The following is a 24,996-nucleotide window of genomic DNA, read 5'->3' on the forward strand; positions in this document are numbered from 1 at the left end:
AGCGTGCCATTTCTCATCCAGCTTGCCCCTTACCGTTTAAGAGGGTATCTTAGAAATACCGGATGTGCTCTGCGGTTCATAAAAAGCGTGCAAGATTAAGCTCTTTCTTGCACGCTTTTTAATTAATGATTATATTGTTTCCGATAATCTCCTGGGGTCATGCCGACTTTTTTCTTAAAAAAGCGGATGAAGTTTTGAGAATTTCGATATTGGAGTTTTTCGGCAATCTCCTTAATCGGTATATTTGTTTCTTCGAGCAAGGATTTAGCTTTTTGCAGTCGGAATCCCATTAGATAGTCAACAAAGTTTTCTCCATATTCCTTCTTGAATACGCTGCTTAAGTAATTCGGATTATAATGAAGACGGTCAGCAATAATGTCTAAAGAAATTTCCTGGTCATACTCTGTCTGAATGATTTGAACAATTTTATCAGATAAAGACCGAAACTCCTTATCTGTTTTATCCTGTGTGCTGATAATAATTGGCGTAATAAGATGCTCAATTAGCATTTGTTTAATTCGAGCAGGATAATAGGCATTAATCGCTTCATAATAAAGTGGCTTTATACTATCAAAAATCTTCGCCTCTGCACCTAACAGCTGCCCAAGTTGAATAATCTCATTAATTAACCGAATAAGTGTCACCTCTAAGCTGACTGGATTTTTATTCATCCGGAAGATTTCGTTAATTAACGTATCTACTGTCTCCTGCACTTCCTCCTCATTACCTGAGCGAATCGTATTTAAAAGTTCATTTTGTAATTCTACAGGATATTTAGAAATAGAAGCATCATTCAAGAGAGGAGCAATATCATCATAAAAAATGATGGACTCTGGTCCTACATTTACACGATAATGCAGCGCTTCTTTTGCTAAATCAACTGCCTTTTTGCTACTAATTAATGTTTGATAAACCGGACTTATCCCTATGCTGATAGTAATATTTAAATATTCCTTTGCCGCAGATTGTATTTCCTCATAATACTTCATAATTCTTCGACTGGAATCATGATCATTTACATCGGTTATAAATATGGTTGCTTGCATCTCATCATTTAATACAATAGGTATCAATCTTTCCTTAGCAGGGACTATTTCTTCGACAATATTATTTAAAGCCAATAAGTATAAATCTTTCTCAACAATTTTTTGGCTATCCATATTGTCAATTTGTATTAATCCTGTGTAAAAATGATGCCTATCATTAAAGAAATAGCCAAATTGTTTTAACCTGTGCTTTGCTTCATTTGTTGTTATTCTATTTCTAAATAAGCTTAAGACAAACAGCGTCTCAAGTTGTGGTTTTTGCATGGTTAAGCTAGCCATTAATGTTTCATTCTGACCAATAATCTTATCAACAGAATCAGCAACAAGGGAAAGTTCATTCTTCTGCCCACTTAGATGATCTATTGCTAATTTCTCCTGTAATTTGCGGATAGGTCTTGAAAAAGAATTTGCTAACATATAGGAAATGATACCGACCAAAATAATCAATAAGGTCGAGACAATTAGTAAACCAATCCTTGTATTATTAATCATATTAGAGATTTCTTTTGGATTAATCTGTACAACATAAATCCAGCGATTATAGTCTGACTGAGCATACACAAACTTTTTATCATCTGTGTCTACTATTTTGATATTCTCCCCCTCATTTATCATTTTCTCATAATTCTCGTGAGACAATATCCTTTCCTTTTTTCTACTTGAATATAATAATTCATTTTTACTATTATAAATTTCTACTAAACTATCTTGTTCATTATCAACAATCTCATCAATGCTGCTTCTTGGAATATTAGATATCCCTAAAGCAAATTTATCCCGCTGATAAACAGGCAAGGTCATAATCATCTCAATTCCAATACTTGTAGGTCTCCAAAATAAGCTTTGCGTCGCCTCTTCCACATACTTTTCCTTATACCCAGCTATTTCCTCTTCCGATAATTTCTTTAAAGAGCCGTCAATTATTCCCCAATTTTCTGCTAAGCTGATCAGATTATGTTGACTTCCTTCTATCCCCATCATTTCTATATAACTGATTTCTTTTTTTATATCACGATATGTATCAAAGTCTTTTCCTGATAACGGCTTCTTAAAAATCGTCTCAAAGGTTGCAGTAGAACTATATGCCGTATATCCATATTCAATCGTTCGCACCTTTTGCTCTACATTATTGAGAATTTGTTTTGTATAATTTTGTTTATCTTTCAGAAATTCCTCTTCAACGGAGTGATAGGTAGAGTTATAGATAAATACACTAAAGCCAACTACAATACTAATCCCTAAAAGGAAAAAGGGAAAAAATAACTTGTAAAACAACCTTAATTTCTTCAAATCCACTCACTCCTTATTTCCTCTTACCTCACCATTATTGTAAGCGTTATCATATTATTCAATCATTTAATACGGAAAATAATCATTTTCTTATCTAGTATCAAATGATTATTTTCTATATTCTGGATTAGATTATACATATAATAGCATATCTAGTCTATCTTTTGCGAGTGGATTTTTTCACGTGTGCAGCAAATGTCCGATTGACAAAAAGCCTGAAGAATTATAAAATGTGAACGTTAACATTATTATCAGGAGGAACTATGGTTACCATTAAGGATATCGCAAAGCTTGCAGGCGTTTCGCACACCACTGTGTCAAGAGCGCTGAATGATAGTCCCCTTATTAAACCTGCGACAAAAGACAAAATTAAGAAAATCGCAACAGAATTACATTATGTACCAAACTTTAATGCTAAAAGTCTCGTAAACCAGAAATCTTACACAATTGGCGTTTTTTTCTCTAGTATCAGCCATGGTACCAGTTCAAGTTTTCTTGTCGATGTCATAAAAGGTGTAAATTCTGTGCTAGATGAAAACTACAGTATCGCAGTAAATGGAATTGATACTCTAGTCCATTTTGACAAAATCATTTCCAAACGATTTGACGGAATTATCGTCCTAAGTCAAAGTGACACAGACAATGCATTTATTTACTATATACAACAAACTGGCATACCGTTGGTCGTGCTAAATCGCAGACTAGATGATCCTTCTATTCCAAATGTTTCAGCAAACGATCAACAGGGTGTAGAACAAGCCATCGATGAAGCAATTAGCCTTGGTCATAAGGACTTAGCGTACATCAATGGAAAAAGCTCTTTCCGTTCCTCTGCTGAAAGAAAACAAGGATTTATCAATAGCTTGTCGAAGCATCAGCTTCCCATACAGCCTGAATTTATGGTCAATGGGGATTATAGTATGGAAAGCGGCTTTGAAAAAATGAAGCAATTGCTAGACCTGCCGACGCCGCCTAGTCTTGTATTTTGCGCAAACGATGATATGGCAATCGGTGCATTAAAGGCTTGTTTTTTGAAAGAGAGGAAAGTGCCCCATGATATCTCAATCATTGGATTTGATGATACAGCTTTTGCGCAATACTCTACCCCAGCCCTAACCACTATTCATAAGCCTATTGATAAAATCAGCGAAATTGGCATGCAAATGCTTATTGCGTTAATGAATAGCGACACTTTAGAGGAGACACAAATCTTAGTAGACACATTTTTAGTTAAAAGAGAATCGCTTAGTTATCCAACAAAACAGTCATAACTGTTTTGTTTTATCATAAAATGTTAACGTGTGCAAAAAAGGAGGAACTATAGTGGAAAAGCTTTCAAAGCAATTAAAACCTAATTTGTCTATTTTTCCAGAAAAAGTCATTCAATTTGGCTCAGGCAATTTCATGAGAGGATTTCTTAATTGGCAACTACAGCAAATGAATAACCAGCATTTATTCAACGGTAGTGCTGTGTTAGTGAAGCCGACCAAGCATGTTTCTAAACCAACCTTAGAAGAACAAGATTATCTTTATACAGTCGTGCTTGAGGGGTTCTATCAAGGTCAAATGGTTCAGACGAGTGAAATTATTACAACTGCTAATCGATTAATTAATCCTTATGAAGACTGGGAAAATTATTTACAATTGGCAGAACAAGAAGAATTGACCTTTATTATTTCTAATACTACAGAAGCTGGAATACAATTTGATGAAAGGGATTGTTCTATCGATCAACCTTCAACTAGTTTTCCTGGAAAACTTACTGCCCTACTATTCAAGCGCTTTCAACTAAAAAAACCAGGATTTACGATTATTCCTTGTGAGTTAATCGATCGTAACGGTGATCAACTTAAAGAAATTGTCTTACAATATGCAAGTCTATGGAATTTAGAAGAGGAATTTATTAGCTGGATTCATGCTGAAAATATATTCTGCTGCAGCTTAGTAGATCGCATTGTTCCAGGTTATCCACGTGATACAGCAAATCTGCTTAATGAGGAACATGGCTATATTGATAACTTAATGGTTAAAGCAGAGCCTTATTTATTATGGGTCATTGAAGGTCCACAAGAATTAAAAGAATCATTTCCACTCGAAAGGGCGGGATTGAATGTACTGGTAACCGATGATATGACACCATATCGAGAACGAAAGGTTCACTTATTAAATGGTCCACATACAGCGATGGTCCCACTTGGATTACTTGCTGGTCTTGAAACTGTGGAAGATGTGATGAAAGATGCAGATTTTGCGGTCTTTATTAATCAATTAATGCAGCAAGAAATTATACCATTATTACCTCTCCCTTTAGATGACTTAAAGGCATATGCAAACTCTATAATCGAACGCTTTAAAAATCCCTTTATCCGCCATGAATTATCATCCATTGCTTTAAACAGTGTTTCTAAATATAAAGCACGCTTATTACCGCTGCTAATTAAATACCAAGAAAAACAGCAGCAATTGCCTCCATACATGACTGCTTCTCTTGCTGCTTTATTTCTAACCTACAGGGGAACACAATATAAACCAAAAGATAGCGATGAAGTCCTTGAAGCCTTTTCAAACGCATGGGAAAATCCCGAAACTATCGCTTTTACTATTTTGAATGACAAAAATTTATGGGATACTGACTTAACCTCTATTCCTAACCTTGTGGAAGAAGTAACTGCATATATCCATATGCTTAGAAAAGACGGTGCTCGAGCTGTATTACAAAAGCTAAATAATGAAAAGCAGCCTCCTTCCCTATTAAAATTAAATGAGCGAGACAATGTCGCGGTTGCCCTAAGACCAATTAACGCAGCGGAAACAGTCTATCTTGATGGCATCTCGATCACAGCTAAAGCTGATATTCCCCAAGGCCATAAAATAGCCTTAACTGATATTCAAAAATCTAGCAATGTGATCAAATATGGCTATCCTATCGGACATACGCTGACGGAGATTACGCGGGGGGATTGGCTTCATACGCATAATGTAAAAACAAATTTAGATGGAGAACTTGAATATACGTATGAGCAAGATATCCATCAAGTAAAATACCCTAAAAAGGAGCTTACCTTCCAAGGATACAGACGGGCAAATGGAAAAGTAGGAATTCGCAATGACTTATATATTGTTCCGACCGTGGGTTGTGTAAACGGAACAGCAGAATATATGCTGAAAGAATTTGAAGCTCTCCATCCTGGCTTAGGTACATTCGATAATATTACCATTTTGAAGCATCCCTACGGCTGCTCCCAATTAGGAGAAGACCATGAAAATACTCGCAGTATATTAATAGATGCTGTGAATCATCCGAATGCTGGCGGAGTACTTGTTTTTGGATTGGGATGTGAAAATAACGTTGTTGCTGAATTTAGAGAGTTACTAGGAGATTATGATGGAAATAGAGTTAAATTCTTAGTTGCACAGGAGGTAGGCAACGAAATAGAAGCAGGCTTAGAACTATTAGAAGAAATATATGAAGCTGCTAGAAATGATCATAGGGAACCTATTCCGATTGCTGAGCTAAATGTTGGTCTAAAATGTGGCGGTTCCGACGGTTTCTCTGGAATTACGGCTAATCCGCTATTAGGAGCATTTTCAGACTTCTTAATTTCCCAGGGCGGCAGCACTATTCTAACAGAAGTCCCCGAAATGTTTGGAGCAGAACAAATGCTCATGGCTAGAGCAGAAGATGAAAAGGTTTTCGAAGATATCGTCCATTTAATCAATGATTTTAAACACTACTTTCATTCTTATGGGGAGCCTGTTTATGAAAATCCTTCCCCAGGAAATAAGGCGGGAGGGATTACCACTCTAGAAGATAAATCATTAGGCTGTACACAAAAGGCTGGAACAGCACCGGTTGTGGATGTACTGCAGTATGGAGAGAAAATCTCCAAAAAAGGGCTAAGCCTATTGCAAGCACCAGGCAATGATCTAGTAGCTTCTTCTGCGCTTGCCGCTGCTGATTGTCATTTAGTTTTATTTACAACTGGCCGAGGAACGCCTTTTGGCAGTTTTGTTCCAACTGTAAAAGTAGCAACCAATTCTACTATTTATGAACATAAAAAGCATTGGATGGACTTTAATGCCGGTCCTTTACTAGAGCGACCAATGAATGAAGTATTAGAGGAATTTATTGGAAAAGTAATAGCGGTCGCAAGTGGAGAAAAAACACGCAACGAAGCAAATGGCGTTCGCGAAATCGCTATTTTTAAAACAGGAGTTACTTTATAACAGATTGATTGGTTTATGAAAAGCGTTTGGCTAAGGTGGAGAAGATTGATAGAAACATAGTGTTAACCTGTAGTGCATTCATTGAAAGCAGTGATGCTAACGCTCTCTCTGTTACCTTTTTTTGATCTTATGTTGAGTTTTCGAGCACTGAGACAATAAAAGCAATATTAAACAAAAATTATAAAAATAACGAAAGAGGGATTCTAATGTTTCTAAATGACCAATTTCTATTAAAAAATGATATCGCGCAAAAACTATTTCACGACCATGCAAAGCAGATGCCTATTATCGACTATCATTGTCACTTAGATCCGAAAGAAATTTATGAGAATAAAAATTTTAAAAACCTTACGGAAGCCTGGTTAGCTGGTGATCACTATAAATGGCGATTAATGCGCGCAAACGGAATTCCAGAGACTCATATTACTGGCGATGCCTCTGATTATGACAAATTTTTAGCATGGGCGCGTACAGTCCCTAAAACAATTGGTAATCCCTTATATACATGGACCCATTTAGAGCTAAAACGTTTCTTTGGTATAGATTTATTACTGAATGAGGAGAATGCCCCTCTTATTTGGGATTTAGCCAATGAGAAATTGGCTACCGCTGACTTTAAGCGTCGCAATATAATTATCCATTCAAATGTTAAAGTAGTTTGTACGACCGATGACCCGACTGATGATTTGCATTACCATGAACGCTTAAAGAATGAAGAACGACATTTTCAAGTACTTCCCTCTTTCCGTCCCGATAAAGCATTAAATATTGACCAAGATGGATTTATCGAATGGGTAGAAAAGCTAAGTATACAATCACATGTTACGATCAATTCCTATCAAGGATTAATAGAGGCACTTAAAGCACGTGTAGATTATTTCCACCAAATGGGTGGAAAATTATCGGATCATGCACTGGATATCTTAACCTATGAAGAAGCAGATGAGAAAACACTGGAATCGATTTTTCAAAAAAGATTTAAAAATGAAGCATTATCCCCATATGAAATCAGTGCATATCGTACAGAAACCTTAACTCGCTTAATCTGTTTTTATCATGAGCATAATTGGACAATGCAGCTTCATATCCATGCATATCGCAATACAAATTCAGCAATGTTTGACCAATTAGGCCCTGATACTGGATATGATGGGATGAATGATCTCCCTCTTACCATACCTTTGCAGCGTCTGTTAGATCGTGCAGAAAAAGAGGGGAAATTACCGAAAACCATTCTTTATTCCCTTAACCCTAATGACTTCTTTGTTTTAGCTACTTTAATGGGGTCTTTTCAAAAACACACGCCTGGAAAGCTTCAGCTAGGTTCAGGATGGTGGTATAACGATACAAGAGCTGGGATGCGCCATCAATTAACAGTTCTTAGTGACACTGGTCTCCTTTCCACCTTTGTCGGAATGCTAACAGACTCACGAAGCTTTCTCTCGTACACAAGGCATGAATATTTCCGCCGAGTGCTCTGTGAATTTATCGGGGAAATTGTCGAACGAGGCGAAGCACCGGAGGACGAGGACTTGCTTGGAAGCTTAGTTAAGGACATTAGCTACCATAATGCTAAACAATATTTCGGATTTGAGCGTTCATATGTTGAAAATCATCAATGATAACTATAACCAAATTTCCAAAGAAAATCAGCATATGACATTACATCTCTCCCTTTTAGATAATAAAAAGAGACCCTTCATTCTCGTTTGTCCAGGTGGAGGGTACCACCATTTATCAGAAAAAGAGGCGCAGCCAATTGTAAAATGGCTTCATTCGATTGGTTATCATGCTGGAATTCTCCATTATCCTGTTGGAACAATCAATCATGCAAGCATTATAAAGGAACTAGAAGAAGTATTTAGCCAACTACGAAACAATGCCAAGGATTGGAATTTATTAGAAAATAAAATAGGTGTGCTTGGCTTTTCTGCTGGTGGACATCTAGCCAGTCTTGCTTGCACCAAAATAAACAATCGTGCGAATGCGCTAGTCTTATGCTATCCAGTTATTACCTTCACGGAGACTTATGGGCATTCTGGAAGCCGAGAGCATTTTTTAGGAAAAAATCCGCCTAACCATTTAGTAGAAGCTTATTCGATTGAACATTTGGTCGATGAAAATATGCCGCCCACCTTTATATGGCACACTGCTGATGATCAATCAGTCCCTGTTCAAAATACCATCATGTTAGCGGAAAGCTTAGCCAAATTTAACATTCCTTTTGAATATCATATTTTTCCTTCTGGAAAACATGGGCTGGCATTAGCAGAGGAATCTCCCTATGTCCATCGCTGGTTGAGCTTAGCAGAAGCTTGGTTAAAAACTACTTTGTCATAATAATCATTTCATTAAACTGCATATGGGAGGGAGAATAATGCCAGACAAGATAACTATATTTATAGCAGGTGATTCTACTGCCGCAGAAAAAACACCAGATAAGCGTCCAGAAACTGGTTGGGGAGAAAAACTTTCCACCTTTTTCACAGACCAAATTGTTATTGATAATAGAGCCGTCAATGGTAGAAGCACAAAATCTTTTATAAACGAAGGACGACTATCTGCCATTGAGGAGGCAATTCATCCTGGGGATTATCTCTTTATTCAATTTGGACACAACGACCAAAAAGATGACCCAGCTCGCGGTACAGATCCATACGAAGACTATCAAACAAACTTGCATACATTTATTCATACCGCCAATAAGCATAATGCACACCCAGTATTACTTACTTCCGTTTCTCGAAGGCATTTTAGAAATCAGCTTATTGATCATATGTCTCTTGGTGAATACCCACAAGCTATGAGGGAACTCGCCAAAACCTCCAAAGTAGCACTTCTAGATATTCATAAAAAATCAATAGACTTTTTTCAATCCCTAGGCCCAGACTTATCCAGGAACTTTTTTCTCCATCTTGAAGCCTATGAATCTAGCAATTATCCAATTGGAGTAAAAGATGATACTCATTTCAATAATCAAGGTGCTGAAGCGGTCGCCAAGCTGATATGTAATGCAATAAAAGAAAGTGACCTACCTTTAAAAAGATTCTTAAAATACTAGTTCAAGAGGGAACCTCATGTTAACACCATTAAATAAAAAGCAGATGATCCCTATCTAAACGGGGATCCTGCTTGCTTTAACTGATTTCCTCCTCCGTTTTGGCTGATTCCCCTTTCGCTTTGGCTGATTTCCTCTCCGCTTTGGCTGATTCCCCCTCCGCTTTGGCTGATTCTCCCTTCGCTTTGGCTGATTTCCTCCTCACTTTGGCTGATTTCCTCTCCGCTTTGGCTGATTCTCCCTTCGCTTTGGCTGATTTCCTCTCCGCTTTGGGTGATTCTCCCTTCGCTTTGGCTGATTCCCCCTTCACTTTGGCTGATTCCCCCTCCTCTTTGGCTGATTCCCTCTCCGCTTTGGCTGATTCTCCCTTCGCTTTGGCTGATTCCCTCCCCACTTTGGCTGATTTCCTCTCCGCTTTGGCTGATTTCCTCTCCGCTTTGGCTGATTTCCTCCTCACTTTGGCTGATTCCCCCTCCGCTTTGGCTGATTCTCCCTTCGCTTTGGCTGATTTCCTCCTCACTTTGGCTGTTTCCTCTCCGCTTTGGCTGATTCCCCCTCCGCTTTGGCTGATTCCCTCTCCGCTTTGGCTGATTCCCCCTTCGCTTTGGCTGATTCCCCCTTTGCTTTGGCTGATTCTCCCTTCGCTTTGGCTGATTCCCCCTTCACTTTGGCTGATTCCCCCTCCGCTTTGGCTGATTCCCCTCCGCTTTGGCTGATTCCCTCTCCGCTTTGGCTGATTCCCCCTCCGCTTTGGCTGATTCCCCCTCCGCTTTGGCTGATTCCCTCTCCGCTTTGGCTGATTCCCCCTTCGCTTTGGCTGATTCCCCCTCCGCTTTGGCTGATTTCCTCTCCGCTTTGGCTGATTTCCTCCTCACTTTGGCTGATTCCCCCTCCGCTTTGGCTGATTCCCCCTCCGCTTTGGCTGATTCCCTCCCCGCTTTGGCTGATTCCCTCTCCGCTTTGGCTGATTTCTCTTCTAATTTGTAAAGATATTACCTCCCTTTCACTAGTTTCTAACTAATCTATTCCTCCCACCGAAAATCTTTCCAAATTTCACTACTTTCTTATAGAAATAGGCTTAAAATAAATGCCCTCCCTAAAAAGAGCGGCCCTCACACATTATTGTTATTCTTTTATTTGAGCATCGGCACTATATAAAAATGCAAGATAATAACTCTAGTGAAAAAAAATTCACCTGTACGTAAAGATGTTTTCAAAAATTTTTATCGGGGTAATGTATTGGTAAGCCTATCCCTTACATAGCCAAAACAATATACGTTTTATAAAAGAATAATGAAAAATTTTTATCCCTCTTACTATGCAAGTAAAATAATTGCCTTTCGCCGTACAAGATTTCTAATTTTAATAGGGATAGAACGACCAGCTAGCAAAGGAGATGAACTTCGATTTACCTTTCAAATACAACGATAATAATGAACACTATAAAAAAGCATTATTATAAGAGGAGGAGAAAGTAAATACTATGAGTGACCAATTAAACCCTGACAGTAGGAACACCAACACAAATAAGAAAAATAATTTAAAAATCATTGCCATTATCTCTACATTTGGTGGTCTTCTTTTTGGATTTGATACTGGTGTTATTAATGGGGCCTTACCCTATATGGCTCGTCCAGATCAGCTAAACCTCAATGCAGTAACTGAAGGTCTTGTTACTAGCTCGCTCTTATTTGGAGCGGCATTCGGAGCGATGTTCAGTGGGAAACTCGCGGATAGCTATGGACGAAGAAAAGTTATTTTATATTTAGCTGCTATTTTTCTGATTACAACACTAGGATGTACTTTCGCACCGAATGTCCCCATCATGATTACTTTCCGCTTCTTACTCGGTATCGCTGTCGGAGGAGCATCAGTTGCTGTCCCTACCTTCTTAGCAGAAATGTCTCCTGCCGAACAACGTGGTCAAATGGTAACCCAAAATGAACTAATGATCGTTAGTGGTCAATTACTTGCTTACATTACAAATGCTATTATTGGAAATACAATGGATGGGGCAGGAAACTCTTGGAGATATATGCTTGTCATTGCCACCTTACCTGCTATTGTCTTATGGATAGGAATGCTTGTTGTACCTGAAAGCCCAAGATGGTATGCATCAAAGGGCAGATTCAAAGATGCTTTTCGTGTATTATTGCATATTAGAAAAGAAAAACGAGCAAAAGCAGAGCTACAGCAAATAAAAAAAGCAGTGGAAACAGAAGCACATGTGGAACAAGTTGGCTTTAAAGATTTAGCTGTTCCTTGGGTTAGAAGAATTGTCTTTCTTGGTATTGGGATTGCCATCGTTCAACAAATCACGGGGGTAAATACCATCATGTTTTATGGAACACAAATACTAGAAAGCACTGGATTCTCTACCGAGGTCGCTCTCATTGCCAATATCGCCAATGGAGTAATTTCTGTATTGGCTACTTTCCTCGGAATTTGGCTGTTGGGACGTGTAGGAAGAAAACCAATGTTAATTATCGGACTAATCGGTACTACAACTACCTTACTACTAATAGGGATTTTCTCCTTCACTTTAAACGGAACAACTATTCTACCGATTGCTGTACTTAGTATGACGGTTACTTTCTTAGCATTTCAACAAGGGGCCATCTCCCCAGTAACTTGGCTTATGTTAGCAGAAATATTCCCATTAAAACTTCGAGGATTAGGAATGGGTGTTTCCGTATTTTGCTTATGGATAACAAACTTTATAATTGGTTTAGTTTTCCCGATTCTTCTCGATAAGATTGGCTTATCTAATTCATTCTTCCTTTTCGCCGTACTTGGAGTATTTGCCATAACATTTGTTAGCAAATTCTTACCAGAAACAAAAGGAAAAACATTAGAACAGCTCGAACAGTATTTCCGAAACTTTGATAAGAATTCCCGTGGTGTTCAGAAAACCACTATTGGAGAAAAACAACTCCATTCTTAAAAAAACGAATTGAAATATACAATTATTTCATGAAAGAGTTCCCCTTAAAAAAGGAGGAGCTCTTTCTTATTTTTACACTTTGCATTTTTTCAAACATTTTATTTTACATTTGTATAAAAAAATAGATAATTTTATTTCATTTTATATAGTTTATTAAAAAACACTAATCATTTTTTCACTTTTGCACTTTTTCGCGTTGAAGCGTTAAAAATAATCATTGACGATTATCTAGTTATTACATATAATAAACTCCAAATTCAAGGAAAATGGGGAGTTTAAGGTGAAAGAGTTTTTCAGTAAATTATTAAATGGTATGAGTATCGGAATTGTTGTCTCGTTAATCCCAAATGCATTGCTTGGTGAAATCTTAAAGCTCTTTATTCCTTTCTTTCCTCCGCTTCAGCACGTATTAGATATTACTGCATTTATTATGAGTTTATTGCCCGTGCTTATTGGTGTAATGGTAGGAATATCCTTTAAGCTATCCTCTATACAGACAGCTAGTATCGGTATTGCTGCAATGGTTGGTAGTGGTGTTGTGCAAAAAACAGCGGAAGGGTTATTTACGTTAAATGGTATAGGAGTTGTTTTGAACACAGGTATAACCGCAGCGCTTGCGGTATTATTTGTCCGTTTTATCGGTGACCGCTTGAAGGCCTATTCTATTCTTCTATTACCAACATTATGTATATTAATCCCAGGAATGGCTGGGTACTTATTATTACCATATATGAAATCTAGTACTGGATTAATTGGCATCGCAATCGAAAATGTTACAAACTTACAGCCAATTCTCATGGGTATCATTATCGCTGTCTTGTTCTGTTTAATTATTCTTTCGCCTATCTCAACAGTAGGTGTAGCAACCGTTATATCTCTGTCAGGAGTTGGCTCAGGAGCAGCAAACCTTGGCATTGTGGCAGCAGGTATTGGGCTGGCTATTGCAAGCTATAAAGCAAACTCTTTAGGTACTGCGTTAGCACATGTTTTGGGATCCCCTAAAATACAAATGGGTAATTTCTTTATGAAACCTAAGATTGTTATTCCAATGATTATTACCGCTGCTGTGTTGGGTGGATTGGCTGGCTATTTAAATATACAGGGAACTCCTTATAGTGCTGGTTTTGGATTATCGGGATTAGTCGGACCTATGAATTTTATGCGCTTAGCTGATGGCGGTTGGACTAGTAAAAACATTACGATTATGGTTTCTACCTTTTTAATTATTCCATTTCTTTTAAATGTATTCCTACTGTATATTTTTTCAAAAAAATTAAAAATGATTAAATCAGACGATTATAAATTAAACTTTGATTAAATTTTAGTCAGAAAAAGTAGAGGATACCAGTCTTTAAAGCCTGGTATCCTCTACTTTTTTTCTCTACTTTGCTATAGCGATAATGCCCTCTTCATCATCTAACACTAATTTCAACCCCATATATGGGTCCATATTTAAATATTCATCTAACCACAATCTGAGTGCTTCAATCATATTTTGAGTGATAAGGACTTGTTTTCGATCATGTACATATGCTTCTGCTGAAAAGCCATAATCATCATCATACATTAGCTCTACTTCTACTTCCTCTGGTCGCACTTGTTTTTTTCGTGCTACATAGACGCAGATTGCATTGATAATATCCTGTTCTGGAATGATTAATTTCTCCAATTATTTGCTTCCTCTCTTTTTTTGTTTCGATAGAAAGTAAATATCCTTTTAATTAAATTGAATACTAATACAATCGCAAGAACATTAATGAAAAGCCCTAATATAGACCCAAATGCTCCCATATTAGCGAAAAGGCTGCCAAACAACAGACCGGCAAGTCCTCCAACCATTAACCCTCTCATTAAGCCTCCACCTGAGAAGAAGCCACCAGATTTTTTCGCTGTCGTTGATTGATTAGATTTTGACGTATCATTTGTATTATTTTTCTTTTGGAAAAATGAATTTGTATTACTATTATTGTTGTTATTGAAGCTTCGTTTCCCAGATTTATAAGACTTTGCTTCTACTGTTGTTACAGAGTCTTGAAATACTATACTTACTGGAGATAAAACTAAACCTAACGTGAGAATTGCTGACAAAATTTTCTTCATGTTTTTCTATTCCTCCTAAAAAATTGTTTTGAAATTGACATACTAATTTATAGACTTTATCATTCTCCTTGCTTCCTTAGTATTTGCAAGAAAAATAAAAAGCCCTTCCATTGATTTGGTAAAGGCTTCTAAATTTCTATCTATTTATCCCTTTACCAAGAACGGCAAAGGTCTCGCAAACAACATCTCGTTGCCAGTTAAGCCGGCGATTTAATCGCGTATTGACGACGTAACTGTAAGCTACTCCCCTTTGGAGTATACAATTTTTAAATATATATACATTTTAATATAAACAACTTGTCTAGTCAACTTATATGGTGTAAGCCTCTTCACCCATGTTTCCTGAGATTCCGCTAACTACTAAAAATTAAACCTCCTATTTTTTGTAAATCAATGTATAGGATTAACTTATTTTCACACCCTATATATATAATTCCAAAATTAGTAAGTAGGTATGTAAATGAGCGCAACATTAACCTTTCCAAAAGCAAAGTATAGCACAGCAGGTATCACCTATTTAATGTATCAAAAGCCAAGTATTGTTGCTTGGTGGTCTGCTGTTTTCCCTGGATTTGGACATTATCTTCTTAATCAGTATGCCCGTGCAACATTGCTGACTGTTTTAGAAGTAATTATTAATACAGGTGCTAATATTAATGAAGCGATGGTTTACTCTTTTTGTGGAGAAATAGAATTAGCAAGATCCGTTATTCATTTAGATTGGATGATTGGATATATTGTGATCTATTTAATAACAATAGGCGATAGTTACCGCTCTGCTGTACAGTTAAATAAGTATATTGAATTATCCACACCTGATTTAGCCAGCGTAGAGATATTCCCATTTGAAATACAATATTTACAAAATAAGAGCCCTCTTTTAGGTGTCTTCTACTCACTTTTCTTTCCTGGATTGGGCCAATTGTACAATCACCGAATATTTTTAGGATTTTATGCAATATTCTGGTGGTGGATATATATTTTATTATCACATGCACATAAAGCTATAATTCTGACCATTACTGGTGATTTTGCTTATTCTACTGCTATATTACACCCACATTGGCTACTTTTTATGCCTTCCGTATTAGGTGGAGCCGTTTATCATTCCTATATAACCTGCGTCCAACATAATATTCTTGCAAAAGAATCACAGCAAAAACGCTTAACAGACAGATATGTCGGTTCCAAATTTAGCATAAGAGGTGTAAAGGGATGATTATTGTCGGAACTTTCCAGCCATCTATTGAAATTGAACGTGCACTTTCTGAAATGGAAGCACTAGGTGTTCCACCAGAAGAAATGATGGTCCTATATATGAATGAGTTCCCTCCTATTAGTAGGAAAAAAAAGGCTTCTGCCGATATCCATGTTTCTTCTTTTGAAATTGGTATTGCTTTTGCTACAGGTATGGCTGTCATTGGTGCTAGTATTGGCTTTAAATTAATTTTAGGACCTATTTTTAGTGGTCTTCTCGCTGCTATTATCGGTTTTTTTTGTGGTTATTCTCTGTATTATCTTTTCCATCGGAAGAAAAAGAACAAGCTGTCTCAAAGCTTGCCTGAAATCATTGTGCTTATTCAAAGCACAAAAGAAGTTGCTCCATTAATTAAGGAGATTTTATGGAAACATAAAGCACTAAGCGTTGGAATGAGAAAAAGATTATAAAAAGAAACGAATAATAACAAAAGCCAAAAATCTAATTAGTAAGGTTTTCAGCTTTTGTTGCTATTCGTTTTTTTGGTGAACATCTTTTTTAAACGAATTGACCAAAATATTTTAGAAAATTTAGATATTTTATCCATACAAAATGCAAAAGAACATGTTAATATATTGGCATGGTATGTTGATGTAAGGAATCCTTACAACAATTGTGAAAGGGGGAAGGAATGTAAAATGAGCTTAGATGACTTAAATAAACGTGTACAAACAGATCTAGCTTATCTTAATTACGGAGGAGAAAACTGGGTTCGTCCAAAAATTCACGCAGAGGGACATGTTTTCGATGTAGTCATCGTTGGGGGTGGACAATCTGGCCTAGGGATTGCATTTGGTCTTTTACGCGAAAGAGTATCGAACATTCTTGTTATCGATGAGAATAAAGAAGGATGGGAAGGACCATGGGAAACTTATGCTCGTATGGTCACCTTACGTACTCCTAAACATTTAACTTCCATCGATCTTGGTATCCCTTCACTAACCTTTCGATCCTGGTGGGAGGCACAATTTGGTAGAGAAGGATGGGAAAAAATCGACAAAATCCCCCGTCGGGAATGGATGAATTACCTGAGATGGTATCGTAACATTCTGCAATTACCTGTTCAAAATGAAGTTAAATTGACTTTAATTGAACCATTAGAAAAAGGGATACACCGACTCCATATTAAAAGAAAGGGGACTATTTCATCTTCCTTACTCGCTCGAAAGATAATTCTAGCAACCGGCATCCAAGGTGGAGGGGAATGGCATGTCCCAGCCATGATATCCGACAATCTACCTTCTTCTTTATATACTCATACTTCTTCATCCATCGACTTCTCTTCCTTAAAAGGAAAAAAGATTGCCATTTTAGGTGGAGGTGCATCTGCATTTGACAATGCCAACTTCGCTTTATCACAGGGGGTAGCCCAAGCACATGTATATGTTCGCCGTCATAAAATGCAACGCATTAATCCGATTAGGCAAATGGAAGCATCTGGAATGATTGAACATTTTCCTGCCTTAGCAGATGACGAAAAATATGCTGGCATGGCCCATTTTTTCCAGCATAACCAACCACCAACAAATGATACTTTTAATCGAGCGTCTTCCTGGCCTGGTTTCCATTTGCATCTCGGTTCTCCCTGGCTGAAAGTAGCCCAAAAAGGAGAGCAAGCAGAAGTAACTACACCAAAGGGAAGGTTTTTATTTGATTACTTAATCATTAGCACAGGTTTATTAACAGATCCCAAACTGCGGCCAGAACTACGTTTAATCGAAAAGCATATAGCCCGTTGGAAAGATCGCTATAAAGCCCCGGAGGCAATAGCATCTCCTATGCTTGATGCACATCCTTATTTAAGCTATGGCTTTTCTTTCATTAGCCGTGACACAGAAGGAGAAGCATTGCTTCACGGTATATACTCGTTTAATTATGCTGCCCTTATTAGCTGTGGTTTATCTGCTTCTGCATTATCTGGCATGAGATATGGCATTCCCCGTATTGTTAAAGCCGTTACGGATGAACTATTTCTCGATGATAGAGACATGAATTTAAAAGATTTTTTTGAATACGATACAGAAGAATTCACTGGAGAATGGCCTGTGAACCAAAAGGATCCCTCTAAAGTTATTTAATAACAAGCTAAGACTCTTTTATGCAGTCTTAGCTTGTTTATTTTGCCGTGTTTTAAATACAGGATGCTGGGTATTAATTAAAAATAACGATTATAACTGATACATACTATCATTTAGGGGGTATTGAAATGGAAAATAAAAAAATAGACCAGTTAAAAAAATACACCATTGATAATGAACAAAATGCAGGGTTAACAACCAATCAAGGCTTAAAAATGGCAGAAGATGAATTCTCTTTAAAGGCAGGATTAAGAGGTCCCACTTTAATGGAGGACTTTCACTTTCGAGAAAAAATGACTCACTTTGACCATGAACGAATTCCTGAGCGCATTGTTCACGCCCGAGGAGTTGGGGCACACGGCGTATTTCAATTATATGAATCCCTTGAAGCCTACACGAAAGCTGACTTCTTAAATGATACAAATAAAACTACACCTGTATTTGTTCGTTTTTCTACTGTCCAAGGATCTAGAGGTTCTAATGATACCGTTCGAGACGTACGAGGATTTGCTATTAAATTCTATACAGATGAAGGGAATTATGATTTAGTTGGCAATAACATTCCCGTCTTCTTCATTCAAGACGCCATTAAATTTCCTGATTTTGTGCATGCTGTAAAACCTGAACCACATAATGAAATTCCACAAGGAGCAAGTGCACATGACACATTTTGGGACTTCATTGGTCAAAATCATGAATCAGCCCATATGGTGATGTGGGCAATGAGCGATCGTGCTATCCCGCGTAGCCTCCGCATGATGGAAGGTTTCGGAGTACATACCTTCCGCCTTATAAATAAAGAGGGGCAAGCTCATTTTGTTAAATTTCATTGGAAACCAAAGCTCGGCATTCATTCACAGGTTTGGGATGAAGCACAAAAGGCTGCTGGAAAAAATCCCGATTTCCACCGCCAAGACTTATACGAGGCGATCGATAAGGGCGACTATCCTGAATGGGAGCTCGGTTTGCAACTCATTCCTGAAGAAGACGAATTTGCCTTTGATTTCGATATATTAGATCCTACAAAAATATGGCCAGAAGAGGAGGTTCCTGTTAAAATCGTTGGAAAGCTAACCTTAAATCGAAATGTCGATAATTTCTTTGCGGAAACAGAACAAGTTGCTTTCCATCCTGGGCATGTTGTTCCAGGAATCGATTTTTCTAATGATCCATTATTACAAGGACGTCTATTCTCTTACACAGATACGCAATTGTCTAGACTTGGCGGACCTAATTTCCACCAAATTCCGATTAACCAACCAGTTTGTCCTTTTCACAATAACCAACGGGATGGTATGCATCAAATGACCATCCACCATGGACAAACAAGCTATCATAAGAATGCCTTGAATAATAATCAGCCAGAACCAGTATCTGTTGAGCAAGGCGGTTATGAACACTACCAAGAAAAAGTAGATGGTAGAAAAGTTAGAGGCCGTAGTGAAAGTTTCCTTGATTTCTATTCACAAGCTAAACTTTTTTATAATAGCTTAGCACCATTTGAACAACAACATCTAAAAGATGCTTTTAGCTTTGAACTTGGAAAGTGTAAATCAGAAGCGGTGAAAAACAATGCAGTCGCTCTCCTTAATCGAATTGATCGCAGTATTGCGGAAGAAGTGGCCAAAAACATTGGAGCAGCATTACCTCAAGAAAACCTAGAAGTAAAGTCAGCTAAGAAATCTCCAGCCTTAAGCATGGCGAATACCATAAAGAAACCTGACACTCGTTGTGTAGCAATTCTTTTAAACGGCGAGCCGGACAACGCCCAATTACTTCAATGGGTTCAAACATTAGCAGCGAATAAAGTGAATTTCAGCATCGTGGATAAAAATCTGCGTACGATAGACGGAGAATTAAAAGTAACGGACACATACGATACTGCTGATGCGAGCCTATTTGATGCTGCACTACTTATTAGCACCAGTACGAAGCTGGAAACGAAAGCTATTGAATTTATCGAAATGACTTTTAATCATTATAAACCTTTAGGTATTTCCCTTAATAATTATGCGGTATTAGAAAAGAGCCGCATAACAATACATGAACCAGGTATATTCGATCTTGCTAAAAATACGATTAATGACTTTATTACAGGTATAGCGGAAGCTCGATTCTGGAATAGAACTATATAATAAAAAGCGACTGGGACAAAACAAAATTTTTAATAGATAAAGATGAACAATCTCTACTTTAGTGGTGAAACCAATTCATTCCATTTCACTCCGTTTTTAAAGATTATTTAATTTTTAAGCAAACTAAAATTACTAGGAAAAAAACGGAGCAGACTGAATACACATAGACTCGAGAAAGTCCAAACACCCGCAGGAACGAGGAGGCTTGGCGCTCGCCCCATGGAAAGCGAAGTGTATTCAGACTGCGGGTGATCACCCCAAACCTTCTTTCTTAAAGTTAATTAAACCGCGAACAATTATACCAATATTTATTAGTGTGTATGTATAATTGTTCGTGGTTATATTTGATTGAAGCACTTATGTCTCTCCCTCTTTTTTATTTCCCTCCATCTTTATATTTATAAGCTCTCCATGTTGCAAACCATCCTTTTATCCCGTAGACAAGTCCATAGATTATCTAACTTTTAGAAGAAAAAGGCTGTCTTATTTTTATAAAATAGAATCAATTCCACCGTTCAACTATTCATCTTTCTAAAGTATCGATAAATCCTTTCTAGCTTTTTCGCTTGTCCGGATGCTTCCATGTTTCCAAATTCAAAAAACTTTACTTTCTTCATTCCTACAAATTGAAATACGGCTTTTTTCATGAGATTTTTATGAACATTATGTAAAAGGAAGAATGGATACATTCTCGGTCCTTTCATCGTGGAGATACAAATGACCGACTTTCCTTTTAATAACCCCTTCGCTGTATATTTACCTGTATTCTTATAGGCAAAATGAGCTGAGAAAACTTGATCAAAGTATCCAAGTAACATAGCTGGCGGCCTCCCCCACCAAATTGGATAAATAAAGACCACTTTATCCGCCCATAATAACAGCTCTCTATATTTAGCAAAAACAGGATTTTTATGCATATGGCGTCTTTTATTCTTTTCATCAAAATATAAGATAGGATTAAAATTTTCTTCATATAAATCTAAAAGCTGTATATCTTTTATTAAGCCGTTTTCCTTGCATCCTTTTACTACATTTTTCAAAAAGGCGCCATTTAAGCTTTCCTTGTTTGGATGAGTAAAGACAATTAATACGTTCATAAAACCCCTCCCACATAGTTGTCATTTGATAACTATACTACCATCTAACAAACTAGTTATCAATTGATAATTGTTATTTGATAACTTTTTATGCTATCTTACCTTTGAGGTGATTTTTTTGAACGAAGAGCAATTTTTTCAAAAAGTTATAACATTTACTGCTTCTGTTTACCAACTAAAGCATGCGTTAACCAATGATTTAAGACCAAATGATTTAACTCCCATTCAGTATAGTATTCTTGAATATGTTTCCATTAATCAGCCCGTTATCCTAAGTGAAATCAGCAACTGTCTGCAAATATCACTACCAAATACAAGCCGAGAATTAAAGAAATTAACAGAAAAAAATCTAATTAGGAAATTTACAAATGAAAGGGATCGCAGAAAACAATATATGTCGCTTTCAGATGAAGGAAAAAAGGTAATGAATCACGTTTTTGTTGAAATTGAAAATAAGTTAAAGAAACGAATAGACCACCTTTCTGCTGAAGAATTAGAGGAAATAAATACTGCGATGGCATTATTACAAGGCAAAGTGTTTTTTTAATAAATATACAGAGGTGAATAATCATGTACCAGCCCTCCTCCTTTTTACCACCTAAAAGAAGCTTAACGGTATATGGAAATAGTAAATTGTCGCTGGAACCAAATATTTGTAAAATAACGCTTGGTATTAATACAGAATCGAAAAATGTAACAACTGCACAGCAAGAAAATGCCCGTCTCCATCAACAGGTTATTACAGCTATTTTAGGTTTAGGCGTTCCTTCCTCCAATATCCAAACAATAGACTATACTATTTTTCCGCAATATGACTTTGCGGAAAATCAACAAGTATTCAAAAATTATAGAGTAACCCATCTGCTAGCTATTCTTGTCGAAACCATTCAGCTTGCAGGTACGGTTATTGATACAGCCGTACAAAATGGCGCTAATCAAGTCATGAGTATTCACTTTGATGTCAGCAATCGTTCCGAACATTACGAACGAGCGCTTCAAGGAGCAATTAAAGATGCTTTGTCAAAGGCAAGAGCCATTGCTGAAACTCTGCGTATAACCATCGATCCTATCCCTGTAAAGGTTATAGAAATCCCATCTGGTTCTAGTATTCCTATGCCATTAGCAAAAATGTCATTTGCGGAGATTGGAGGAGTTTCTACTAATCTAGAACCAGGACAGCTAACCATTGATGCTACGGTTGAGGTCAAATTTTCTTACTAAACACATTTCTCTCCCTCCCACCTAGCTATGAGCTGTATTTCCCGTTATAAATCAGATCCTTACACTTGAAAATGCCTTCTATCTTCTGATAAAAGGCATTTTTTCGTCCCATTCCTTTATGTAATATATCCTCTTCAAAATGATAACGTTTCAATAAAAATTTCCCCATTATATGAAAAATCTTTGACATCCTGATCAAAATAATGTAAAGTACCTAATGGTCGAACGTTTATTAAATAAACCGACCTTAATATTCGTATTTAGGAGTGTATTTAATGGATAACGTGTTTGATTACGAAGATATACAATTAATTCCCGCTAAATGTATTGTGGATAGTCGTTCAGAATGTGATACAACCGTTACACTAGGCGGTCACACATTTAAACTTCCCGTCGTTCCTGCCAATATGCAAACTATCATCGACGAAAAAATCGCTGTATACTTAGCTGAAAATGGCTATTTCTATATTATGCACCGTTTCCAGCCAGAAACGCGCAAGGCTTTTATCCGTGATATGCAATCTCGTGAATTAATTGCTTCTATCAGCGTTGGGGTAAAAACGGAAGAGTACGACTTTATATTACAATTAGCAGAAGAAAACTTGGTTCCTGAATTTATTACAATCGATATTGCTCATGGTCATTCTAATGCAGTCATTGCCATGATTAAACACATCAAAAAGCACTTACCAAAGTGCTTCGTTATTGCTGGTAATGTGGGAACTCCTGAAGCAGTAAGAGAGCTTGAACATGCTGGTGCAGATGCAACGAAAGTAGGTATCGGCCCTGGTAAAGTTTGCATTACCAAAATTAAAACAGGTTTTGGAACAGGCGGCTGGCAGTTAGCTGCATTGCGTTGGTGTGCAAAAGCTGCAAGCAAACCTATTATTGCAGACGGTGGTATCCGCACACATGGGGATATTGCAAAATCCGTTCGCTTTGGGGCAACAATGGTTATGATTGGCTCTCTTTTCGCTGGACATGAAGAATCTCCAGGAGAAACAATTGAAAAAGATGGAAAGCTTTATAAGGAGTATTTCGGTTCTGCTTCTGAGTTTCAAAAGGGAGAAAAGAAAAACGTGGAAGGCAAAAAAATGTATGTAGAGCATAAAGGTCACTTGCAAGATACGTTAACAGAAATGGAACAAGATCTTCAATCCTCTATCTCTTATGCTGGTGGAAACAAATTAGATGCCATTCGCAATGTAGATTATGTTATCGTAAAAAACTCTATTTTTAATGGAGATAAAGTGTATTAAAATTAGCATATAAATAACCCCAAACCTTCTACGGAGATGCTAGTAAAATTTTTCGTATAAGTGTTTGGGCTTTTTGATTAAACACGGAGTGGAAAGGAGCGAAGGACATTCCACTTTTTCACTAATAACTTAAAGACTGTTCGTCTTTATCCATTCTATACTTTCATTTGTCCCACTCTCTCTGATTTTACAAAAACAGCCAATTAAGAGAGTGACATAGGTTAAAATCCCAAGTATAATATAACTAACCTCTAGATTAATCCTCCTGTATCCCCAAAAATAAAATAGAAAAAGAAAGGTTGATTGTATTTTTATGAAGAGCTTTTCCTTCCACACAAACCATCGCAAACGAGAAAAATCTCCAGAAACAAGAATTAAACTGATTCCTCTTACCGGCACCCAAAGCAGAAGTGAAATACTAAAGAAAATAGAAATCAGCTCCCAATTTAATATGCGTTATCGAGGACTGTATGAATATTACGGAGATGATTTAATAGCATATAAAAAGGAAAATCCTACTGATTATTTCCGCAATGAATTTCTGCGAACATTCTCCAGTTATCTCACTGACTATCTTGAAGATAACATGCCTGCATCTTGGCATAAATGTAAGAAATCTTTTATCGAGTTACTCCTCCTTATTCACCTACCCAATGCCTTAAAAATTTCCAAAGAACGTAATAGCATGCAGCACTTTATATCTGAATTTAAAAACTTTTCCATATGGCTGGATCACAAGGAAAAAACGATGTGGACAAAAATGTTAGCTTCTTATGAACAGACATTTCATGAGCTAAAGTTATGTGAGGAATTGTTAAATAGATTATATCTACAAATGTATCCTCGATTTTTTGCTTCAGATTGGGATTATCAAAAAGATTTATCAAGAGTTAGCCAGCTCCTAGAGAAATGTACAGAGGTGGAGGATAATTTCTTTCAAATAAACACTATAGATGGAAGAGATACCGTTTATTTTTCTAATCTCCACACAAAGAAACAATTTCAGGTAAATAATTTTCCGATTGAAGAGAAATTTCTGGGGCTGATTCTTCATGGTTCCATCGGTCGTTTAGAAGGACATTCATCATGGTCACTGCTTCTTACAGCAGGGGTGTATCCAATGCGAGCCAAGAGATATTTAACTTTAAGAGAAAATTAAAAAATAAAAACATCGAGGCAAAGAAAATACATATGCTCCGATGTTTTTATTTTTTCTCCATTATTTCTTCTCTTTATATAGGACGTATAATTATTATTATCTAATAAATAACGTTATAATTATT

Annotated in this window: 21 protein-coding genes and 2 pseudogenes; 16 read left to right on the forward strand and 7 right to left on the reverse strand. The window is 37.0% G+C overall.

The window, feature by feature from the left end:
• Positions 1 to 122: 122 nt before the first annotated feature.
• Complete coding sequence (locus tag C2I06_RS17635; RefSeq protein ID WP_123258550.1) at positions 123 to 2,336, reverse strand: helix-turn-helix transcriptional regulator; 2,214 nt, start codon at positions 2,334 to 2,336, stop codon at positions 123 to 125.
• A 263-nt stretch (positions 2,337 to 2,599) separates the two neighbouring features.
• Between C2I06_RS17635 and C2I06_RS17640 the strand changes: the two genes are divergently transcribed.
• From C2I06_RS17640 to C2I06_RS17660, 6 genes and pseudogenes are all read left to right on the forward strand, one after another.
• Complete coding sequence (locus C2I06_RS17640) at positions 2,600 to 3,607, forward strand: LacI family DNA-binding transcriptional regulator (RefSeq protein WP_095329428.1); 1,008 nt, start codon at positions 2,600 to 2,602, stop codon at positions 3,605 to 3,607.
• A 52-nt stretch (positions 3,608 to 3,659) separates the two neighbouring features.
• Positions 3,660 to 5,048, forward strand: a pseudogene (locus tag C2I06_RS25580) (tagaturonate reductase); the annotation flags it as partial.
• A 36-nt stretch (positions 5,049 to 5,084) separates the two neighbouring features.
• A pseudogene (locus C2I06_RS25585) lies at positions 5,085 to 6,563 on the forward strand (UxaA family hydrolase); the annotation flags it as partial.
• Positions 6,564 to 6,769: 206 nt separating this feature from the next.
• Entirely contained in the window at positions 6,770 to 8,185 is a 1,416-nt protein-coding gene (gene uxaC / locus C2I06_RS17650; protein ID WP_095329426.1) for a glucuronate isomerase, read from the forward strand.
• Positions 8,166 to 8,903, forward strand: a complete 738-nt coding sequence (locus tag C2I06_RS17655; protein ID WP_164463734.1) for an alpha/beta hydrolase — start codon at positions 8,166 to 8,168, stop codon at positions 8,901 to 8,903. Before uxaC ends, C2I06_RS17655 begins: the two co-directional genes overlap by 20 nt.
• Positions 8,904 to 8,940: 37 nt before the next feature.
• On the forward strand, positions 8,941 to 9,624 hold the full coding sequence (locus C2I06_RS17660) for a rhamnogalacturonan acetylesterase (RefSeq protein WP_123258552.1): 684 nt from the start codon (positions 8,941 to 8,943) through the stop codon (positions 9,622 to 9,624).
• A 76-nt stretch (positions 9,625 to 9,700) separates the two neighbouring features.
• On the opposite strand, the gene C2I06_RS17665 is transcribed toward C2I06_RS17660, so the two are convergent.
• The 3 genes from C2I06_RS17665 to C2I06_RS17670 are packed head-to-tail and all read right to left on the reverse strand — an operon-like array spanning position 9,701 to position 10,496.
• A complete protein-coding gene (locus C2I06_RS17665) occupies positions 9,701 to 10,141 on the reverse strand; it encodes a hypothetical protein (RefSeq protein WP_123258553.1) in 441 nt (146 codons plus the stop codon).
• Positions 10,138 to 10,287 carry a hypothetical protein gene (locus C2I06_RS25150; RefSeq protein ID WP_164463735.1) on the reverse strand — a complete coding sequence of 50 codons (150 nt, stop codon included), beginning with the start codon at positions 10,285 to 10,287 and terminating at the stop codon, positions 10,138 to 10,140. Before C2I06_RS25150 ends, C2I06_RS17665 begins: the two co-directional genes overlap by 4 nt.
• The gene (locus tag C2I06_RS17670) at positions 10,284 to 10,496 is read right to left on the reverse strand and encodes a hypothetical protein (protein WP_123258554.1); all 213 of its coding nucleotides are present in this window, start codon (positions 10,494 to 10,496) and stop codon (positions 10,284 to 10,286) included. The genes C2I06_RS25150 and C2I06_RS17670 overlap by 4 nt, the downstream gene beginning before the upstream one ends.
• A 608-nt stretch (positions 10,497 to 11,104) precedes the next feature.
• Between C2I06_RS17670 and C2I06_RS17675 the strand changes: the two genes are divergently transcribed.
• On the forward strand, positions 11,105 to 12,565 hold the full coding sequence (locus C2I06_RS17675) for a sugar porter family MFS transporter (RefSeq protein WP_095329423.1): 1,461 nt from the start codon (positions 11,105 to 11,107) through the stop codon (positions 12,563 to 12,565).
• A 280-nt stretch (positions 12,566 to 12,845) separates the two neighbouring features.
• Positions 12,846 to 13,883, forward strand: coding sequence for a PTS sugar transporter subunit IIC (locus C2I06_RS17680; protein ID WP_095329422.1), 1,038 nt, complete (start codon positions 12,846 to 12,848; stop codon positions 13,881 to 13,883).
• Between the two features lie 63 nt (positions 13,884 to 13,946).
• On the opposite strand, the gene C2I06_RS17685 is transcribed toward C2I06_RS17680, so the two are convergent.
• Both C2I06_RS17685 and C2I06_RS17690 read right to left on the reverse strand, forming a co-directional pair.
• Positions 13,947 to 14,234, reverse strand: a complete 288-nt coding sequence (locus tag C2I06_RS17685) for a YxcD family protein (protein ID WP_047940899.1) — start codon at positions 14,232 to 14,234, stop codon at positions 13,947 to 13,949.
• Positions 14,222 to 14,665: a hypothetical protein gene (locus C2I06_RS17690; protein ID WP_095329421.1), complete on the reverse strand. Its 444-nt coding sequence runs from the start codon at positions 14,663 to 14,665 to the stop codon at positions 14,222 to 14,224. Before C2I06_RS17690 ends, C2I06_RS17685 begins: the two co-directional genes overlap by 13 nt.
• A gap of 460 nt (positions 14,666 to 15,125) precedes the next feature.
• Here C2I06_RS17690 and C2I06_RS17695 point away from each other — a divergent pair, with 460 nt between their 5' ends.
• The 4 genes from C2I06_RS17695 (at position 15,126) to C2I06_RS17710 (ending at position 20,136) form a co-directional block, all read left to right on the forward strand.
• The gene (locus C2I06_RS17695; RefSeq protein WP_095329420.1) at positions 15,126 to 15,884 is read left to right on the forward strand and encodes a hypothetical protein; all 759 of its coding nucleotides are present in this window, start codon (positions 15,126 to 15,128) and stop codon (positions 15,882 to 15,884) included.
• Positions 15,881 to 16,333 carry a hypothetical protein gene (locus C2I06_RS17700; protein ID WP_095329419.1) on the forward strand — a complete coding sequence of 151 codons (453 nt, stop codon included), beginning with the start codon at positions 15,881 to 15,883 and terminating at the stop codon, positions 16,331 to 16,333. Before C2I06_RS17695 ends, C2I06_RS17700 begins: the two co-directional genes overlap by 4 nt.
• Before the next feature lie 228 nt (positions 16,334 to 16,561).
• A complete protein-coding gene (locus tag C2I06_RS17705; RefSeq protein WP_123258555.1) occupies positions 16,562 to 18,001 on the forward strand; it encodes an NAD(P)-binding domain-containing protein in 1,440 nt (479 codons plus the stop codon).
• Between the two features lie 128 nt (positions 18,002 to 18,129).
• Positions 18,130 to 20,136: a catalase gene (locus C2I06_RS17710; RefSeq protein ID WP_123258556.1), complete on the forward strand. Its 2,007-nt coding sequence runs from the start codon at positions 18,130 to 18,132 to the stop codon at positions 20,134 to 20,136.
• A 515-nt stretch (positions 20,137 to 20,651) separates the two neighbouring features.
• On the opposite strand, the gene C2I06_RS17715 is transcribed toward C2I06_RS17710, so the two are convergent.
• A complete protein-coding gene (locus C2I06_RS17715) occupies positions 20,652 to 21,233 on the reverse strand; it encodes an NAD(P)H-dependent oxidoreductase (RefSeq protein WP_095329417.1) in 582 nt (193 codons plus the stop codon).
• A gap of 109 nt (positions 21,234 to 21,342) precedes the next feature.
• Here C2I06_RS17715 and C2I06_RS17720 point away from each other — a divergent pair, with 109 nt between their 5' ends.
• The 4 genes from C2I06_RS17720 (at position 21,343) to C2I06_RS17735 (ending at position 24,872) form a co-directional block, all read left to right on the forward strand.
• Complete coding sequence (locus C2I06_RS17720; protein WP_249928324.1) at positions 21,343 to 21,780, forward strand: MarR family winged helix-turn-helix transcriptional regulator; 438 nt, start codon at positions 21,343 to 21,345, stop codon at positions 21,778 to 21,780.
• 23 nt (positions 21,781 to 21,803) lie between these two features.
• Positions 21,804 to 22,454, forward strand: a complete 651-nt coding sequence (locus C2I06_RS17725; RefSeq protein WP_123258558.1) for an SIMPL domain-containing protein — start codon at positions 21,804 to 21,806, stop codon at positions 22,452 to 22,454.
• A 275-nt stretch (positions 22,455 to 22,729) separates the two neighbouring features.
• On the forward strand, positions 22,730 to 23,713 hold the full coding sequence (guaC, locus tag C2I06_RS17730) for a GMP reductase (RefSeq protein ID WP_095329414.1): 984 nt from the start codon (positions 22,730 to 22,732) through the stop codon (positions 23,711 to 23,713).
• A gap of 313 nt (positions 23,714 to 24,026) precedes the next feature.
• On the forward strand, positions 24,027 to 24,872 hold the full coding sequence (locus C2I06_RS17735; RefSeq protein ID WP_123258559.1) for a hypothetical protein: 846 nt from the start codon (positions 24,027 to 24,029) through the stop codon (positions 24,870 to 24,872).
• The last annotated feature ends 124 nt before the right edge of the window (positions 24,873 to 24,996 follow it).

This window comes from Niallia circulans, from assembly GCF_003726095.1.
Taxonomy (GTDB): domain Bacteria; phylum Bacillota; class Bacilli; order Bacillales; family Cytobacillaceae; genus Niallia; species Niallia circulans_A.

Coding starts and splice junctions, on each gene's coding strand:
- C2I06_RS17640 (WP_095329428.1), top strand. CDS start 2,600: ATGGTTACCATTAAGGATATCGCAAAGCTTGCAGGCGTTTCGCACACC.
- uxaC (WP_095329426.1), top strand. CDS start 6,770: ATGTTTCTAAATGACCAATTTCTATTAAAAAATGATATCGCGCAAAAA.
- C2I06_RS17655 (WP_164463734.1), top strand. CDS start 8,166: ATGTTGAAAATCATCAATGATAACTATAACCAAATTTCCAAAGAAAAT.
- C2I06_RS17660 (WP_123258552.1), top strand. CDS start 8,941: ATGCCAGACAAGATAACTATATTTATAGCAGGTGATTCTACTGCCGCA.
- C2I06_RS17675 (WP_095329423.1), top strand. CDS start 11,105: ATGAGTGACCAATTAAACCCTGACAGTAGGAACACCAACACAAATAAG.
- C2I06_RS17690 (WP_095329421.1), bottom strand. CDS start 14,665: ATGAAGAAAATTTTGTCAGCAATTCTCACGTTAGGTTTAGTTTTATCT.
- C2I06_RS17695 (WP_095329420.1), top strand. CDS start 15,126: ATGAGCGCAACATTAACCTTTCCAAAAGCAAAGTATAGCACAGCAGGT.
- C2I06_RS17700 (WP_095329419.1), top strand. CDS start 15,881: ATGATTATTGTCGGAACTTTCCAGCCATCTATTGAAATTGAACGTGCA.
- C2I06_RS17705 (WP_123258555.1), top strand. CDS start 16,562: ATGAGCTTAGATGACTTAAATAAACGTGTACAAACAGATCTAGCTTAT.
- C2I06_RS17710 (WP_123258556.1), top strand. CDS start 18,130: ATGGAAAATAAAAAAATAGACCAGTTAAAAAAATACACCATTGATAAT.
- C2I06_RS17715 (WP_095329417.1), bottom strand. CDS start 21,233: ATGAACGTATTAATTGTCTTTACTCATCCAAACAAGGAAAGCTTAAAT.
- C2I06_RS17725 (WP_123258558.1), top strand. CDS start 21,804: ATGTACCAGCCCTCCTCCTTTTTACCACCTAAAAGAAGCTTAACGGTA.
- guaC (WP_095329414.1), top strand. CDS start 22,730: ATGGATAACGTGTTTGATTACGAAGATATACAATTAATTCCCGCTAAA.
- C2I06_RS17735 (WP_123258559.1), top strand. CDS start 24,027: ATGAAGAGCTTTTCCTTCCACACAAACCATCGCAAACGAGAAAAATCT.